Origin of the sequence: Nocardia kruczakiae NBRC 101016 (assembly GCF_001612965.1) — a bacterium.
GTDB classification, from domain to species: domain Bacteria; phylum Actinomycetota; class Actinomycetes; order Mycobacteriales; family Mycobacteriaceae; genus Nocardia; species Nocardia kruczakiae.
Genome location: NZ_BDBL01000016.1, coordinates 155,455 through 172,272 on the forward strand (window position 1 = coordinate 155,455; position 16,818 = coordinate 172,272).

At 66.9% G+C, this 16,818-nt stretch carries 15 protein-coding genes; 5 read left to right on the top strand and 10 right to left on the bottom strand.

Translation table 11 applies throughout. The features are described 5' to 3' along the window. Positions 1 to 263 precede the first annotated feature (263 nt). Both NK1_RS13875 and NK1_RS13880 read left to right on the top strand, forming a co-directional pair. On the top strand, positions 264 to 824 hold the full coding sequence (locus NK1_RS13875; RefSeq protein ID WP_063008919.1) for a helix-turn-helix domain-containing protein: 561 nt from the start codon (positions 264 to 266) through the stop codon (positions 822 to 824). A 47-nt stretch (positions 825 to 871) separates the two neighbouring features. Then, positions 872 to 1,732, top strand: a complete 861-nt coding sequence (locus NK1_RS13880) for an AraC family transcriptional regulator (protein ID WP_063008920.1) — start codon at positions 872 to 874, stop codon at positions 1,730 to 1,732. On the opposite strand, the gene NK1_RS13885 is transcribed toward NK1_RS13880, so the two are convergent. The 5 genes from NK1_RS13885 to rpsF all read right to left on the bottom strand — a co-directional run bounded on the left by NK1_RS13885 (position 1,701) and on the right by rpsF (position 6,883). Beyond that, complete coding sequence (locus NK1_RS13885; RefSeq protein ID WP_063008921.1) at positions 1,701 to 4,355, bottom strand: replicative DNA helicase; 2,655 nt, start codon at positions 4,353 to 4,355, stop codon at positions 1,701 to 1,703. The two genes, NK1_RS13880 and NK1_RS13885, sit on opposite strands and share 32 nt — an antisense overlap. Positions 4,356 to 5,139: 784 nt before the next feature. Further along, a complete protein-coding gene (rplI, locus tag NK1_RS13890) occupies positions 5,140 to 5,595 on the bottom strand; it encodes a 50S ribosomal protein L9 (protein ID WP_030514150.1) in 456 nt (151 codons plus the stop codon). Positions 5,596 to 5,611: 16 nt separating this feature from the next. Continuing rightward, a complete protein-coding gene (rpsR, locus tag NK1_RS13895; RefSeq protein WP_025353551.1) occupies positions 5,612 to 5,884 on the bottom strand; it encodes a 30S ribosomal protein S18 in 273 nt (90 codons plus the stop codon). A 58-nt stretch (positions 5,885 to 5,942) separates the two neighbouring features. After that, entirely contained in the window at positions 5,943 to 6,482 is a 540-nt protein-coding gene (locus tag NK1_RS13900; RefSeq protein WP_036507149.1) for a single-stranded DNA-binding protein, read from the bottom strand. A gap of 110 nt (positions 6,483 to 6,592) precedes the next feature. Continuing rightward, on the bottom strand, positions 6,593 to 6,883 hold the full coding sequence (gene rpsF / locus NK1_RS13905; RefSeq protein ID WP_030514152.1) for a 30S ribosomal protein S6: 291 nt from the start codon (positions 6,881 to 6,883) through the stop codon (positions 6,593 to 6,595). Positions 6,884 to 7,143: 260 nt separating this feature from the next. Here rpsF and NK1_RS13910 point away from each other — a divergent pair, with 260 nt between their 5' ends. Next, the gene (locus NK1_RS13910; RefSeq protein WP_439955940.1) at positions 7,144 to 8,511 is read left to right on the top strand and encodes a glycosyltransferase family protein; all 1,368 of its coding nucleotides are present in this window, start codon (positions 7,144 to 7,146) and stop codon (positions 8,509 to 8,511) included. 1 nt (position 8,512) lies between these two features. On the opposite strand, the gene NK1_RS13915 is transcribed toward NK1_RS13910, so the two are convergent. Continuing rightward, positions 8,513 to 9,052, bottom strand: coding sequence for a CGNR zinc finger domain-containing protein (locus tag NK1_RS13915; RefSeq protein ID WP_063008922.1), 540 nt, complete (start codon positions 9,050 to 9,052; stop codon positions 8,513 to 8,515). 83 nt (positions 9,053 to 9,135) lie between these two features. Between NK1_RS13915 and NK1_RS13920 the strand changes: the two genes are divergently transcribed. Further along, positions 9,136 to 10,080, top strand: a complete 945-nt coding sequence (locus NK1_RS13920) for a DMT family transporter (RefSeq protein WP_245660484.1) — start codon at positions 9,136 to 9,138, stop codon at positions 10,078 to 10,080. 26 nt (positions 10,081 to 10,106) lie between these two features. Here NK1_RS13920 and NK1_RS13925 read toward each other — a convergent pair whose 3' ends face one another. After that, positions 10,107 to 10,472, bottom strand: coding sequence for a MerR family transcriptional regulator (locus NK1_RS13925; RefSeq protein WP_063008923.1), 366 nt, complete (start codon positions 10,470 to 10,472; stop codon positions 10,107 to 10,109). A gap of 49 nt (positions 10,473 to 10,521) precedes the next feature. Here NK1_RS13925 and NK1_RS13930 point away from each other — a divergent pair, with 49 nt between their 5' ends. Next, positions 10,522 to 11,610, top strand: a complete 1,089-nt coding sequence (locus tag NK1_RS13930) for an alkene reductase (RefSeq protein WP_063008924.1) — start codon at positions 10,522 to 10,524, stop codon at positions 11,608 to 11,610. 140 nt (positions 11,611 to 11,750) lie between these two features. Here the strand turns inward: NK1_RS13930 and NK1_RS13935 are convergent, their stop codons facing one another. The 3 genes from NK1_RS13935 to NK1_RS13945 are packed head-to-tail and all read right to left on the bottom strand — an operon-like array spanning position 11,751 to position 16,692. After that, a complete protein-coding gene (locus NK1_RS13935; RefSeq protein WP_063008925.1) occupies positions 11,751 to 12,503 on the bottom strand; it encodes an isocitrate lyase/PEP mutase family protein in 753 nt (250 codons plus the stop codon). Then, positions 12,500 to 14,215 (bottom strand): glycosyltransferase family 87 protein, encoded by a 1,716-nt coding sequence (locus NK1_RS13940; protein ID WP_063008953.1) that lies wholly within the window; start codon positions 14,213 to 14,215, stop codon positions 12,500 to 12,502. Before NK1_RS13940 ends, NK1_RS13935 begins: the two co-directional genes overlap by 4 nt. Positions 14,216 to 14,244: 29 nt before the next feature. Next, positions 14,245 to 16,692, bottom strand: a complete 2,448-nt coding sequence (locus tag NK1_RS13945; protein ID WP_063008954.1) for a transglycosylase domain-containing protein — start codon at positions 16,690 to 16,692, stop codon at positions 14,245 to 14,247. Positions 16,693 to 16,818 lie beyond the last annotated feature (126 nt).

The following is a 16,818-nucleotide window of genomic DNA, read 5'->3' on the forward strand; positions in this document are numbered from 1 at the left end:
TCGGTCCGACAAGAAAGCGGGACAGGCCCCCCGACGGGCCGTGTGTGTCACGAGAGGTGTCGGGAACCGCATGGCGAGCGTTACCAGCCGGAACAGTTCTGTGATCTGAACCGCGGCATGTAAACGCGGAGGCCGGCCGCGGCGATAAGGCGGTTTTCCGCCCCATCGCGAGAACCGCCGCTTTGACGATCCGGCAAATTTCTTTGCGCCGAGGGTTGTGCTCTGGGCACGGTGAACGCGTGGACGACGGGTTCGAACCGGTAATGGCGGCGCTGGGACCACGGCTGCGCGAGTTGCGCCGCCGCAGCGGCCGGACGTTGACCGAGCTCTCCGCCGGGACAGCGATTCCGGTCAGCACCCTCTCGCGGCTCGAGTCGGGGCAGCGCAAACCCGGCCTCGAACAACTGCTGGCACTGGCCCGGGCCTACCGGATTCCGCTGGACGAACTGGTCGGCGCCCCGGCGAGCGGTGACCCCCGGGTGTATCCACAACCGTTCCCACGCGACGGCATGACCGTCATCCCGCTGACCCGCAATCCCGGTGGTCTGCAGGTATTCCGCCAGATCCTGCCCGCCGGCGGCAGCCACCGTGAGCCGGCGCCGCGCTCGCACGAGGGCTACCACTGGTTGTATGTGCTCGACGGCCGGCTGCGCGTGCTGCTCGGTGATCAGGACCTGGTTCTCGGTACCGGTGAGGTCGCCGAATTCGACACCCACCTCCCGCACTGGTTCGGCAACGCCGACGCCCGCGCGGTCGAATTCCTCAGCATCCTCGGCCCCCAGGGCGAACGTTTCCACTTGCGAGCGCGGTACCGCCCGAACTGAATTCGCCACACCGGGCCGCTCGTGCGAATCGCTCGTACCATGGCGGCATGCCTGTGCAGCCGGTGGTGCTGGCCGGTGCCGTGATGGACCTCGCGGTCCCGGCCGGGCGCGGCATGCCGGGCGTGAGCATGGCCGGGTTCCGGGGAAGGGCCGGCGAAACGGTCGCCTTGCAGATGATCCCGTATCCGGCGCTGACGGTTTTCGTCGATTTCGGTGACGCGCTGGTCGTCGACGGTGTGAGCGGTGCGCGCACGGGCGGCCCCCTCGTGGTCGGCCTGCCCCGGGGCGCGCTGCGGGGCTCGGGTCGCGCCGTCGACCTCCTGCAGATCCGGCTCTCTCCCGTGGTCGCCCACACGGTGCTCGGTGCGGGTGCGGAACTGAACGGGATGGTGGTCGGGCTCGGCGAACTCTGGGGTGGCGATGCTGCGCGCGTCCAGGAGCAACTGCGTGCCGCGCGGTCGTGGGATTCGCGCTTCGCGATCGCGCACGCCGCACTCGCTCGGCGCCTGGCCACCGGCCCGGAGGTGGATCCGGAGGTCGAATTCGTCTGGCGCCGACTGACGCACAGCCGCGGCCGCGCCCGGATCGAACCACTGGCGGCCGAGGTCGGCTGGAGCCGTCAGCGGCTGTGGTCGCGCTTCCGCGCCCAGATCGGGATCACGCCCAAACAGAGCGCCCGGCTGGTGCGGTTCGACCACGTGGCCCATCGACTCGCCGCCGGCCACCGCCCCGCCCGGGTCGCCGCCGAAACCGGTTTCGTCGACCAGTCCCATCTCCATCGCGACATCGCCGACTTCGCGGGAATGACCACCTCGGCCGTCGCCACCGCCCCATGGCTCTCGGTCGACCACATCGCCTGGCCGCGACGGCTCCCCGCTACCCGCGCGCCATATCCACGAAGCGGCTGAGGTGGAGTTGGTGGGCGACGGTGATCGTCGCGGTGGGGCCGTTTCGGTGTTTGCCGAGGATCAGGTCGGCTTCGCCGCCGCGCGGGTCGTCGCGTTCGAACGCGTCGGGGCGGTGCAGCAGGATCACCATATCGGCGTCCTGTTCCAGACTGTTGTGAGCCGAAATACCCTGCGCCACGAAGTTGTGTGTGCCGGGCACGGTGCCGTCGTAGACGTCCTGCTCGCCCAGGCTGGTGATTTCGACAACTCGATCCCAGAACACGTCATTGGTCGCGAACATCTCGATATCGACGTCCTCGAGTACCTCCGCCACGCGAGCCAGCCGAGACCGGCTGGGTGAGTGTTTCCACATGGTGGATCCACAGAAGCGTGAGCCCATCGCTGCCGAAAACTCGCGGTGGGTCATGTTCTTCGTAGCCAGGAGCGTTCGGACCTGAGACCAGATCTCCTTCGGCACGGTGTCCACGTTCGTATTGCGGACCATCGGCTCGAGTTCGAGAAGTGCTGCTTTCGCGGCAACTCCACGACCACCGTGAACACCGATATCGCGGAGAAAGACAGTCTGATTCTCGGAGCCGTCTACGGTCAGATGCCAGCAGTCGCGATAGCCAGGCTTGCGCACTCGCTTGACGCGTCCGTGTACGCCGAGGCGCAGGAGCAGTTGAACGACATCGTCGACAAGCCGCCGACTGGTCGACGCATAGTAAACGCGCGCTTGTTTCCCTCTCGCGTCCCAGCGCACGGACCCGTCGGTCGCCCAGAGGTGCCGCAGGAAAAGTGCGATCTGATCGTTCGGTAGGGCGAAAACTCGCTCGGGAACGAACTTTTCGTAGCTGCGCAGCCCGAATATTCCGAGTTCGTCGAGCCATGCGGCGATCGGATTGCGCTTGCCGCGTGCCAATCGGTACGGCGCGGGTAGCCGCAAGGTCGTCACCTTGGCAGCGGCGTACTCGTCGCGAACCGCTGTCACGCCGAAGTGCTGTGCCGCAGTAGTTACCGCTGCGAGGTTCTCCTCGTCGACGCTCGCATATCGGATCGGCTGTCGCCGCACGCACGATCCGTCACCGATCATGTGAGCGAGCAGTACAACCTCCGCGTCGGCAAGGCGCTCCGTATGCAACGGTTCAGGGACGATTCGCGGTGTCGCCAACCGATCGCCGATGCTGAGCTTTTCGAGCGGAATCCATCCGTCGACGGTGAGGAACGGGTGATTTCCCGTGGCAGAGACCTCGCGCCCGGAGGCGAGCCGAAGTCGAAACACCTCTTTCCGGCCGCTGGGGAAAACCTTCACCATCGGCCGGGGGACCATCCGCATGCGTTCGTCGAGCGACCAGACCAGCGGTTGCTCATCGCTCGCCAGCAATTCTCCCAGCGTGGTCTCTCCACCCGTATCTGCTCGCAGGATGCGCGTCGATGCCGGCATGCACCCCGACTCGCGGAGGTCGGAGACCATGGGGCGCTTGTCCGTTCGCTGTTCGGGACCACGGTTCAGCTGACTGATGGCGACCACCGGAACTTCCAGTTCCTTGGCCAGTAGTTTCAGGCTTCGGGAGAATTCCGAGACTTCCTGCTGGCGGGATTCGACCTTCTTACCGGATGTCATCAGCTGCAGGTAGTCCACCACGACGAGCCGCAGATCGTGGCGCTGCTTGAGCCGCCGCGCCTTGGCCCGGATCTCCATCATGGTCAGGTTCGGCGAATCGTCGACGAACAGCGGCGCCTCACTGATCTCGCTCATCCGGCGCGCGAGTTTGGTCCAGTCGTCGTCGCTCATCCGCCCGGCCCGCATATCCCCGAGCTTGATCTTCGCCTCCGCCGACAGCAGACGCATCACGATCTCGGTCTTACTCATTTCCAGCGAAAAAATGACGCTCGCCAAGCCGTGCTTGATCGAACAACTCCGCATGAAATCCATTCCCAGGGTCGACTTGCCGACGCCGGGACGGGCCGCGACGATGATCATCTGGCCGGGGTGCAGGCCGTTGGTGACCTCGTCGAGTTCGGTGAAGCCGGTCGGTACGCCGAGGGAGATGCCGCCGCGGCTGGCGATGGAGTCGATCTCGTCCATCGTCGGCTGGAGCAGTTCCTCCAGGGGCAGGAAGTCCTCGGTGGACCGGCGTTCGGTGACCTCGTAGATCTCGGCCTGGGCGCGGTCCACGACCTCGGCGACGTCCTGGCCCTCGGAGCCCGCGTAGCCGAATTGGACGATGCGCGTGCCGGCCTCGACCAGGCGCCGCAGAATCGCTTTTTCCGCGACGATTTCGGCGTAGTAGGAGGCGTTTGCCGCCGTCGGCACGGTTTGGGTCAGGGTGACCAGATAGGGCGGGCCGCCGATGCGTTTGAGTTCGCCGCGGCGGTCCAGGGTGGCGGCGACGGTGACCGGGTCCGCGGGTTCGCCGCGGCCGTAGAGGTCGAGGATCGCGTCGTAGACGGCCTGGTGCGCGGGACGGTAGAAATCGCCGGGGCGGATGACCTCGACGACGTCGGCGATGGCGTCCTTGCTGAGCAACATGCCGCCGAGCACCGACTGTTCGGCGGCCATATCGTGCGGCGGCTGCCGACCGAAATCCTCGCCGGGCTGATCGTTGTAATCCGAGTGCCCGCGATCGTCGACGACTGCCACTCGACCGTCCTCTCTCATCGCACCCGGCCTGATCCCACCCGGCTTCGACCCTATTGATGACTTGTTGTACGCCCGGGTACCGACACGTCGGAACATGTCACACCGGCCGTCGCGGCGGCCGCCACATGATCGAGAACCTGCCCGTAGCTAACGAATTCGCCACAGCGAGAATCGCGGTGCTACCGGCGCGTGACGACGGCGCCTGGAAGAACCTAAGGGACCGAGTTGGGGATCGCCAAACCGTCCTGTGGAAACAGCTGTGGATAAACTGGGCACAGTTCACCCACCGTTGTGTAGGCCTTGTGCATCAACTGGGGATAACCCGGTATGCGTAGCAGCTGTGACCAGGTGGACACGCGTTTTTTCGATTTCCCACATGTGGATTGAAATAGCGTCGGCGTGTCACCCGAGATGAACAGCCGGGCGTGTTGGGTTAACACCGCTCTCCGAAGCTATGGCGTAGATCACATTCGAGATGGTCGGTTTGGCTACTTGTCCACAAATCCCCAGGAGCTGGGTAAAAAGTGCGCAGAAGCTGTCGCCGGCGGGATCCGATGCCCACCGTCACCAACTAGCAAATCTTTCGCAACTCTATCGTGTCGGATCCGATTCCGGTCCGAAACGCGACAAGAGGCGTATACGGGCCTGTCGGCCGGAGAATCCGCGCAGGCGAAGACCATCCCCGCGGTAACCACGGGGATGGTCTTCGATGAACTGTGACCCGTCGGCCGGATCGGGCATATCGGCGAACCGATGAGTGCCGTTGCGGACAGCGGGGCGGAGGTCACTCCGCGGCAGCAACCTGCAGGTCGAACTTGGCGATCACGTCGGGGTGTAGGTGCACGGTGACGTTGTGCTTGCCGGTGCTCTTGATGTGCGACTTCGGCAGCTCGATGCTGCGCTTGTCGAGCACCGGACCACCCGCGGCCTTGACCGCGCCGGCGACATCGGCGGTGGTGACCGAACCGAACAGCTTGCCGGTGCCGGCGGTCTTCACCGACAGGGACACACCCTCCAGGCCCTCGATCGCGGCCTTGAGCTCCTTGGCGTGGTCCAGGTCGCGCACGCGACGGGCGTCCTGCGCCCGGCGAATGCCCTCGACCTGCTTCTCGGCGCCGCGGGTGGCGACGATCGCCAGGCCGCGGGGCAGCAGGTAGTTACGGCCGTAGCCGTCCTTGACCTCCACGGTGTCGCCGGGCGCACCGAGGTTGTCCACATCAGCAGTCAGAATCAGCTTCATCGTCTGCCTCCCGTTCTCAGCGAGCCGTGGACACGTACGGCAGCAGCGCGACCTCGCGAGAGTTCTTCACCGCGACGGCGATGTCCCGCTGGTGCTGCACGCAGTTTCCGGTGACGCGGCGGGCGCGGATCTTGCCGCGGTCGCTGACGAACTTGCGCAGCAACGCCGTGTCCTTGTAGTCGATGACGGCGCCGGTGCCCGAGCCGTCCTTCTTCGCCTTCTTGTCGTCCTTGCAGAACGCGCAAGCCTTCTTCTTCAGCACCTTTTCGCGTGCCGGTGCTTTGGCCATGGGTCTTCACTCCGTTTGCCTGGGAGCCGCGTACCGCGGGCCCCGATATGTGAGCCGTTCAGAACGGCGGTTCGTCGTCCATCTGGCCGCCTCCGAAGGAGCCGGCCGCGGGAGCGCTGCCCCACGGATCGTCGCCGGCGGAACTCTGTCCGCCGCGACTGCCACCGTTGGAGCCGCCGAAGCCCCCACCACTGCCGCCGGAATTGCCGCCGAAACCACCACCGCCACCGCCGCGCGAGGTCTTGTTGACCTTCGCGGTCGCGTAGCGCAGGGAGGGACCGACCTCGTCGACCTCGAGTTCGACGACCGTGCGCTTCTCACCCTCGCGGGTTTCGTAGGAGCGCTGCTTCAGCCGTCCGCTCACGATGACGCGAGCGCCTCGGGTCAGGCTTTCGGCGACATTCTCCGCGGCCTCACGCCAAATGTTGCAGCGCAGGAACAGTGCCTCGCCGTCTTTCCATTCGTTGGCGTTACGGTCGAACACCCGGGGAGTCGAGGCGACGGTGAAATTGGCCACCGCCGCGCCCGCGGGCGTGAATCGAAGTTCCGGATCTGCCGTCAAATTGCCGATGACGGTGATTACGGTGTCGCCTGCCATGGTTCCTCCTGGTCTCCGGTGCGATCAGCTGTGCACTCGCCTGTTGCGCTAGAGCCTAAGGCCAGGCAACGACAAGTGCGGTTTGCTTTCCGGCAGGTATGCCAGGGGTCTTACTTCTTGTCCTGCCGCAGCACCTTGGTGCGCAACACCGACTCGTTCAGGCCCAGCTGACGGTCGAGCTCGCTGACCGTGGCCGGTTCGGCGGTCAGGTCGACGACGGCGTAGATGCCCTCGGCGCGCTTCTCGATTTCGTAGGCCAGCCGGCGGCGGCCCCAGAGGTCGACCTTGTCGATCTTGCCGCCCTGTTGCGAGACCACACTGAGCATCTTGTCCAAGTTCGGACCGACAGTGCGCTCGTCCAGGTTCGGATCGAGGATGACCATCACTTCGTAATGACGCACGGGAACCCATCACCTCCTGTGGACTGTGAACGGCCACGGACTTTCCGTGGCAGGAGGGGTCGTTGCGTCAGCAACCCGACAAGGCTACATGAACGGCCGGTCCGGACCCGAATCCGGGGCACCGGGTGCGAAATGGGTCTCCTTCCCGATGAATATCGCCGTCGGTGGGGTAGCCCACCTATCGTGGTGGACATGCCGATTCGATCCGCCGATCGTGGGAACTCCGGCGGTGGCGACGGGGTGGCTGCGGAGGTGGCCGCGTGGCCGATGCGATAGTCCGGGCGCGCGCAACCGGCCGGGTCGCGGCCGCGGCCGCGGTGCTGGCCTGCGCCGTCACGTTGATCTTCGCCTATCTCAACAAGGCTCGCTGCGCGGGCGCGCCGTTCGACGGCGACGGGCGCAGTCTGATCTTCGATCGCATCAAGGATGCCGAGGTCTGCTATTCCGATATCCAATTCCTCTGGATCGGCCGCGGCATCGACGAACATCTGTTTCCGTACGTCGGCGGCGGTATCACCCCGGACGGCACGCTGACCGGTGGCGCCGTGGAATATCCGGTGCTCAGCGGACTGCTGATGTGGCTCGGTGCGGCCGGGGTGCACGACGACGCCGGCTTTCTGCTGCATTCGGCACTGCTGCTGGCGCCGTTCGCCCTGCTGACCGCCTGGATGCTGGGACGGATGTCGGGTGCGGTCGCGCTGCTGTGGTCGGTGGGGCCGCCGCTGGTGCTCTACGCGTTCCACAATTGGGAACTTCCGGTGGTGTGCACGGCCGTCGGCGCGGTCTACGTGATGACCACGCTGACTCGATATTCGTTGCGCACCAGGGGAATTGTCGCGGCGGTGCTGCTGGGCATCGGATTCTGCCTGAAGTTGTATCCGGGAATCTTCGTCCTGCCGCTGATGCTCTACATATTTCTCGGCGAGCCGGACCTCGGCGAGCGTCCGGATGTTTCCCGTCACGGCTACGACTCGGCCGGTGCGTTCGCGGCCGCCGGTGCGGCGATCGTGACGGTGGTGGCGATCAACCTGCCCTTCGCTCTGCTCGGCTACGACGGCTGGCGGGCCTCGTTCACCTTCCAGCAGATGCGCCAGGCCGACATCACCACCAACTCCATCTGGTACTGGGGTCTGCGGCCGATGTTCGGGCAGGGACAGAGCGGGGAGGCATCGTTCCAGAACGTCGTGGCGACGGCCTCGCCGGTCCTGGTCGTCGTCTCGTTCGCGCTCGCAATCTGGTTGGGGTGGAAGCGTTTTCCCGCACTCGGCTACTACCCTTGGGTGGGCGTGAGCGCGGCGATGCTGTGTGGATTCCTGTTGTTCCACAAGGTGCACTCACCGCAGTACACGCTGTGGGTGCTGCCGTTCTTCGTCCTGCTCGACGTGCCGTGGGCGGCGGTCGGCGCCTACCTGCTGGCCGATCTGGCGCTCGGCATCGGGGTCTTCCGCTACTTCCACGCCCTGGGGAGCGGAACGGGCGCGGACTTCTACGAGAAGCTCGTGCAGTTCGGGGTGTGGGGACGCGCGATCCTGCTGGTGTTCTTCTTCTTCGCGTTCGTCCGCGCCCGCCCGCGCGGATACCGGCCGATGGTGTCGCCGGTCGCGCGCGAACTCGTTTCCACCCGCTGAATTACGGCTTGCCGCGGCGAGCGCGGAACGACGCGCTCTTGGCGCGATTGCCGCACAGCGTCATATCGCACCAGCGCCGCGAACCCGCGCGGGAGGTGTCGAGGTAGAGGCGTGTGCACGTATCGCGGCCGCATTGCTTGATCCGATCGCGATCGGGTCCGCCGAGGAGTTCGATCGCCTCGGTCGCGATGCGCGCGAGGGCGTGATCGCAGTCGCCGCGGCGGGTCACGCCGGCATCGGCGCGCAGGGCGATCGAGGGCTTCGGACCGTCGGCGATCCGGTTGACCAGCACCCGGTCGGCATCGCGCCACGGCGCACCGGTGGTGGTGGCCAGGGCCAGGCGGTACACCGCTTCGCGCAGTTCGACCGCCCGGGCCAGGTCGGCCGCGTCGCACCGCGGCGCGGAATCCAGTAACCCGGCCGCGATCAGCCATTCGTCGAGGGCGGCGGGAGCCGTCAGGAGATCGACGAAACCGCCATTGCGCTCCTGGACCGTACCGGCGAAATCCAGGGCCACGTTGCCGCTGACGAAGGTGAACACCTCGTCATCGTAACCCCCTTGACAGGTTAGTCGCACCGATGTCAGGGTTGGTAACCAGTTGAAGCGGTTATTCGGGAGGCGTCGTGCGGAAGCGACTGATGGAGACGGCCGCACCCGCGGCTTTCGTCGTGATGTGGAGCAGTGCGTTCATCGCCGGCATCATCGGCGTCGGCGCGGCGCCGCCGATGGTGGTGCTGTTCGCCCGCTTCGCCTGCGCCGGACTGGTCTTGGCGGGGTATGCCGTCGTCGTCGGGGCGCGGTGGCCGCGCGGCCGGCAACTGGCGCATGTGGCCGTCGCCGGATTGCTCATGCAGATGGTGCAGTTCGGCGCCTTCTACAGCGCCATGGCCGACCATGTGTCCGCGGCGGTGATCTCACTGGTGCAGGGATTGAATCCGGTCGTGATCGCACTGTTCGCCGGGACCGTGCTCGGGGAGTCGGTCACCGTGCGGCAGTGGATCGGATTCGGTATCGGCGGGCTCGGCGTCGGACTGGCGGTTGTCGACCAATCGCATTTCTCCGCAACGGGATTGGTGCTGTGCGTGGCCGGTCTTCTGGGGCTCAGCCTCGGCACGGTCTATCAGAAGCGTTTCGTGCCGCAGGTCGACACCCGCACGAATACCGCTGTGCACGTGCTGATCAGCGCGCCCGTGGCGGGAATCTTCATGCTCGGGAGCGGGGATACGCACATCGCCGATCCGCTGCGATTCGCCGGCTCGCTGGTGTGGATGGTGGCGATCAACGCCGTCGCGTGCTTCCTGCTCCTGAATGCGATGCTGCGCCGCTGGGACGCCACTCGCGTCGGCAAGTTGTTCTTCGTCACCCCGTTGGTCACGGCGGGACTGGCCTGGTTGCTGATCGCACAACCATTGCGGCCCTTGACGATTGCCGGACTGGGCGTCGGGCTGCTCGGGATGGTGCTGGCCTCGCTCCGATCCGGAAAGCGCCCGGATGCCGCGGTGGCCGGGGAGCCGACATCGCCGGCGCCCGGCGCCATCCTGGAGCGCCGGCCGGGACTGGCCGCCTGAGGTGCGCGTTGCGCCTGCCTCCGGCGCTACTGCGGCTCGCCGTGTGCCGCGCTGATCACGCCGTCGAGCACCTCGCGGGTGCGGACCAGATCCTTGATGCACGCGTCGATGCGTTTGCGTTCGGCGGCAAGGGTTTCCGAGAGCCACGGGGTCGCGGTCCGCGCGGGCGTACCGTCGGTGTCGTTGATGCACGGCAGCAGTTCGGCGATGGTGCGGCTGTGCAGTCCCGCGGCGAACATCTCCTGAATGCGAACCACGCGGTCCACGGCCTGCTCACGGTATTCGCGCTGACCGCCCGAGGTCCTGGACGAAGCCAGCAGGCCCTGACTCTCGTAGTACCGCAACGACCGCACGCTGACGCCCGTGCGTCGTGCCAGTTCGCCGATGCGCACCGGTTTCTCCCTTGCACCTAACATTGATGTCAGGTTCTACGGTACGCGCATGCTGTTGCTGACCGACTATCACGCAAGCCACCTGCACCTGCCCAATCGCGTCGTGATGGCGCCGATGACTCGGCTGCGCTCCCACCCCGACGGCTCGCCCACCGACGATGTGGCGACCTACTACGCCCAGCGTGCCGACGCGGGACTCATTGTCACCGAGGGGATCTGGCCGCATTCCACCGGCCAGAGCGAGGCATGGGTGCCGGGCCTGGCCACTGATGCGCACGTCTCCGGGTGGCGGCGGGTCACCGAAGCCGTCCACGGCGCGGGCGGGCGGATCTTCGCCCAGCTCATGCACGGCGGGCGGTGGGGACATCCGCTGGCCCGGATCGACGGCACCCTGCCGGCCGGCCCCTCGGCGGTACCGGCCGACGATCCGGTCCACCTGATCGACGGCGGGAAGGCCCCGGCGCCACAACCTCGGGCCATGACCCGCGCCGAGATCGCGAGGGCCGTCGAACATTACGCGGCCGCCGCCGCCAACGCGCTCGCGGCGGGATTCGACGGTGTCGAGATCCACGGTGCGAACAGCTATCTCGTCCATCAGTTCCTGGCCGACAACACCAATCTGCGCACCGACGAATACGGCGGCACGATCGTCAACCGCATGCGATTCGCACTCGAGGTCACCGATGCCGTGGCCGCCGTGGCGGGTTCGCATCGGGTCGGGATCCGGTTGTCGCCGGGCAATCCGCAGTTCGGCATGTACGAGGCCGATCCGGCGCCGCTCTACCGCGCCCTGGTCGGTGAACTCGCCGGACGAGATCTCGCCTACCTGCACCTCACCGACAACGACGACTATCCGGCACTCGCCGATCTGCGCCCGCGCTGGAACGGCACGCTGATCGCCAATATCGGTGAGAACCGCGCGCCGACCGCACCCGCGGCGGCCGAGCGGCTGCTCGCCGACGGCCGGGCCGATCTGGTGTCCTTCGGGCGGGCCTTCATCGCCAATCCCGATCTGGTGTCGCGGATCCGGCACGATCGAGCGCTGGCGCCGGTGCGTGAGGACGGTCTCTACGGCCGGGGACCGCATGGCTATACCGACTACCCGGTGTGGATCGACCGCGACGAGCAGGTGGCCTGACCGGAATCACAGCGCCGATGACCGCCCCGGTTGCCTACCGTCGGCTCGCTCATCTCGGGCTTCGTGGCAGGCGTTGCGGCGGGCATCGGCGGTTTCCATTGTCACAGAACCCGACCCGATTCGGTGCCGGGGTTCCGGAATTACTGCCAGCGCTGCAGCAGCCGGTTCGCCTCGGTGCTCAGCGCGCGCTGCAGGAACGGCCCGAAACTGACTCGGGCAACGCCCACTTCGGCGAACCAGGCGCGATCACCCTGGTCCGGCAGCCCGATGGCGTTGACCGGCAACGGAAGTTCGGCACAGAGCCGGCGCAGGATCTCCGGATCGCGCTGACCCACCGGGTACAGCACGTCGGCGCCCGCTTCGGCCGCCAGCCGCATCCGCTCGAGCACCCGCTCGACCCGGTCCGGGGTGTTCTGGTCCTCGCGCAGGAACAGGTCGGTGCGGGCGTTGACCACCACGTGCACACCGGTGGCATCGGCCGCCTGCCGCAGTCCGGCGACGAAGTCGGCGTGTTCGCTCGGCTCGCGCAGGCGGCCGCCCTCGCTGTGCACCGAATCCTCGATGTTGAGGCCGACCGCGCCGGCCTCCAGCAGTCCGTCGATCAGCTGGGCGGGTTTCAGGCCGTAGCCGGATTCGATATCGACCGAGACAGGAATGTCGACCGCCGCGGTGATCTCGCGGACCCGGGCCATCGATTCGGGATAGGTCATCCCCTCCTGATCGGATTTGCCCAGCGAATCCGCCAGCGGATGGCTGCCGACGGTCAGCGCGGCGAACCCGGCCGCCTGCACCAGATTCGCCGACCACGCGTCCCAGACGGTCGGCAGAATCGCCGGATCGCCGGGGCGGTGCAGCTCGAGGAAGGTGGTCGCCTGCTCGCTCAATGCGGTCATGTGTCGATCCTCGCCCATGATCGGGTGTTCGCGCCAGCGGCCGGATACGGCGGCCTGGGTTGCAGGGCGGACGGCAACCACGGCAGCGCCGGATCCTGCGCGCGGTCCAGAATTCCACCTACCGGGTCGTCCGCGCCGTCGGCTCGGACGAGGTCCTGATCGGGCCGGTAGATCTGGCGGACCACCAACGCGCACAGGCCCACGACCGCGAAGTCGCGGATCAGGACCGCGCTGGTGAACCACTGTTCGGGGACGCCCTTGTCGTCGGTGCCGAGATAGTAGTACATGCGCGGGAACCACACCAGCGCGTCGATCGTCATCCACGCCAACAGGATTCGCCGGTGCGGCAGGACCAGCACCGCCAGCGGCACCAGCCACAGCGAATACTGCGGACTCCACACCTTGTTGGTCAGCAGGAACGCCGCCACCACCAGGAAGGCGAGCTGTGCCACGCGGGGTCGGCGGGCGGCGGTCAGCGCGATGTATGCGATCACCGCGCAGGCGACCGCGAACAGCGCCAGTGACACCGAATTCAACGCTGTCGGCGTATCGGAGGAGGCGAGTGGACCGTCGAAACCCTGCCAGCCGGTGAAGGAGGTGATCACGTTGTAGAGCGAATCCGGATCGGCATGGCGTTCACTGTTGAGCCGGAAGAATTCCCACCAGCCCTCGGTGAACGGCACCGCGATGGGCAGGTTCACCGCCAGCCAGGCCGACATTGCCGACAACACCGTCACCAGCGCCGCCCGCAGCGGGCTGATCCGCGCGCCGGCCAGGTAGTCGCGCACGGCCCGCACCGCGTTGTTGCCGTTGCGCCGCAGCTGTTCTCGCAGGCCCGGCAATCGGTCACGGCCGTCGACACGCAGGCAGAGCACCACGATGGGGCCCAGCAGCAACAGCGGATACAGCTTGGCCGCACCGCCCAAACCGAGCAGGATTCCGGCCAGGACCGGCCGCCGCTTGGCCCAGGCCAGCAGGCCCGTGGCCGCGAAAGCCGTTGCCAACGCGTCGAAATTGGTGAAGATGTGCACGAGCACCAGCGGCGAGAGTGCCACCAGCGCCGCATCCCAGATCCGGCGGCCCGCCAGCATCGCCGACGCCCACACCGTCACCAGCCAGGCCAGCGCCAGTCCCACGGCGACGACGTTGAAATACACCACCACCGACAGCGCCTTCGGCAACGGCAGCGACATCCAGATATTGGCGACCTCCATCGCCAGGTACTGATAGAGGCCCGACAGCACCGGATACTCCATGTACCGGGTCTGCAGTTTGCCGTCGGGGCCGACCTCGGTCCACTTCTTCTTGTAGGGGAACGCGCCCTCGTCGAGATGTTCGGCGCCGTAGAGCGGCACCGTATCCGAGTAGCACATAGCCACGTATTGGCGGCCGTTGTTCCAGTCGAGGGTGAGATGGCCCTCCGAGGTGGTCGTCTGCTGAATGCAACCGGCTTTACCGGCCCAGCCGAGGGCGAGGAACACCACCGCGAAGGCCAGCAGAATGCGCAGCGGAGTCCAGAAGCGAGCGCGGCCGATCAGGGCGTGGTCGCCGACCGGGCCGCCGATCGTGCTGCTCAACTGAGCGGTCATCGAATCGGTGCGGCTGGGTTTGTCCCGGCGCGCCGCCGATCGCCGATCCGCCGCCAGGGGAGCGGCGGAAACGAAACCGGTGGCGGTCTCGACACCTTCGTCACCGAACGTCGAGGCCGCCACCGGCTGTTGTTCACTCACGCCACCCGAGGCTACCGGTGACTGTTGGAGTACCCGTCTCCTGTCCCGTCGGTACTGTTGGCGGCGCCGGCGCCCGGACGCTGGGACCGTGAATTGCCGTTGGTGTCACCGGAATTCGATGTGGTCGGTGAGGATCCGTCAGCGGGTGCCACCGGTTGCCCCGGCAGTGGTCCGGTGTCTTGCGACTGCGGCTGGTTCTGCTGCGGCTGCGAGCGCGGATTCGGCTGGATGCCCGGTACCGGAATGGTGATGCCCGGCAGGATCTCGACCTGCGACGGCTTCACCACGACCGGCGGCTGGTACTCCTGCTGCGTGGTGCTCGGCGCGGTGTACGGCGCCGAATAGGACGGCACACCGGCCTGGCCGCCGATCGCGGCCGGCTTCGGGAAGTTCTCCTTCGGCGTGCCCTCGAGCGCGCCGTCCATGGTGTCCTTCCAGATATCCGACGGCAGGCCGGAGCCGTACATGATCGACCCGCCGGGTGTCTTCAGCGCGACACCGTCCGCGGTACCGACCCAGACCGCTGTCGACAGCGACGGGGTGAAGCCGATCATCCACGCGTCCTTGTTCTGACCGGTGTCGCCGAGCTGGGTGGTACCGGTCTTGGAACCGGACAGCCGGCCGCCGGCCAGGCCGTGGTTGCGGGACGAGGCGGCGATCGGCTGCATCGCCGCCGACAGGTTGTCCGCGACGGCGGCGGAGATCCGCTGCTCGCCCGCGACCTGTCCGCGGTCGAGCAGGACCTGACCGTCGGCCGTCACGACCTTCTGTACGAAATGCGGCTTGTGATAGACACCCGAGGCCGCGATGGTCGCGTACGCGGAGGCCATATCCAGCGGTCGCACCTGGTACTGACCCAGGATGATGCCGTTGTTGGGGCCGGAGCCGTCGGGCTCGGTCAGGGTCTGGCCCACGCCCGGAATCGTGTCGGGAATGCCCATGCGGTGCGCCATCGCGGCGATCTTCGCGGGACCGTCCGGCATATCGAGTTCCATGCGGTAGAAGCTGGTGTTCAGCGACCGCTTGAGCGCCTCGGCGATGGTGCAGGTACCGCAGGTCTCACCCTCGGCGTTGGTGATCTTGATGCCGTTGACCGTCAGATCCGAACTGTCGTACATCGTCGACAGCGGCTTACCGAGTTCGAGGTTCTCGGCCAGGCCGAAGACCTTGAACGTCGAGCCCGACTGCAGACCGGCATTGGCGAAGTCCCAGCCGGTCGCGTTGTCGCCGCCGTAATAGGCGCGCACCGCACCGGTTTTCGGATCGACCGAGACGACCGCGGTCCGCACCTCGTCGCGTTCACCCTGCATGTTCTTGTGCACCGAATCGATCGCCGCCTGCTGGGCCTTCTGATCGATGGTCGTGGTGATCTGCAGACCCTCGGTGTTCAGCTGGGTATCGCTGATGCCGGCCTCGGACAGCTCGCTGAGCACCTGCCGCTTGATCAAGCCGTTGGGGCCCGCGGTCTTGTTCTCGCTGTCGTCGCTGTTGGCGCTGGACGGCAGAACCTTCGGGTACACCATCTTGGCGCGTTCGGCCGCCGGGACGGAACCGGCCTTGACCATGCCGTCGAGGACGTAGTTCCAGCGCTGTTCGGCGCCCTTCGGGTTGTTCTCCGGGTCCAGGCCGTACGGCTGGTTGATGGTGGCGGCCAGCATCGCGCCCTCTTCGACGGTCAGCTGTTCGACCGACTTGCCGAAGTAGGCCTTGGCCGCGGCGTCGATACCGAAGGTGCCGCGACCGAACGGAATGGTGTTCAGATACGCGGTGAGGATGTCGTCCTTACTCCACTGCCGCGCCATCTTCGCCGAGATCACCAGCTCGCGCATCTTGCGGCTCAGCGAATGCTGATTGCCGACCATGGCGTTCTTGACGTACTGCTGGGTGATCGTCGAACCACCACCGGCGGTGTCCTTGCCCATCAGGTTGTCGCGCGCGGCGCGGGCGAAACCGCTGATGGAGAAGCCGGGGTTGGAGTAGAAGTCCCGGTCCTCGGCCGCGATCACCGCGTTGCGCACGTGCGGCGGGATCTGGTCGATGGTGACGTCGGTCCGGTTGCCTTCCGGCGGAACGATTCTGCTGATCTGCGTGGTGCCGTCGGAGGCCAGGATCGTGGCGACCTGAGGGGTTTTGAGATCGCCCGGCTGGGGTATCGAGACGGTCGTGTACGCGATCAGGAAGACCGCGCTCGGCACGACGATCGCCAATGCCACCAGGACATAGATCACCCGCCGCACGATGCGCCACGGCGATTTCTTCTTCGTCTTCGGGCCCCTGCCCGCCGACCCGCCCGGCCCGTCACCGCCGCCGTTGCCCTTGCGCGGCGGCGGACCCGGCGGGGGAGCACCCGCGCCGACCGCGCGGCGTCCGCCGGTGCCCGGACCCGATCCGGGGCGGGTGCCGGTGCCACCGGGAGCCGACCGGTTGGCCGCGGTCGAGCGCGGGCCGCGCTGCGCCATCGCCTCACCGAGGGTGCCGGCCGCGATCTTCTGGGTGGCCTGAGGTTTCTGCTCACCGGGACGCGGTGCCGGGTTCGCGGAATTTCCGGAGCGTCGCGGTGGGCCGCCGGCCGGATTCGGCTGACC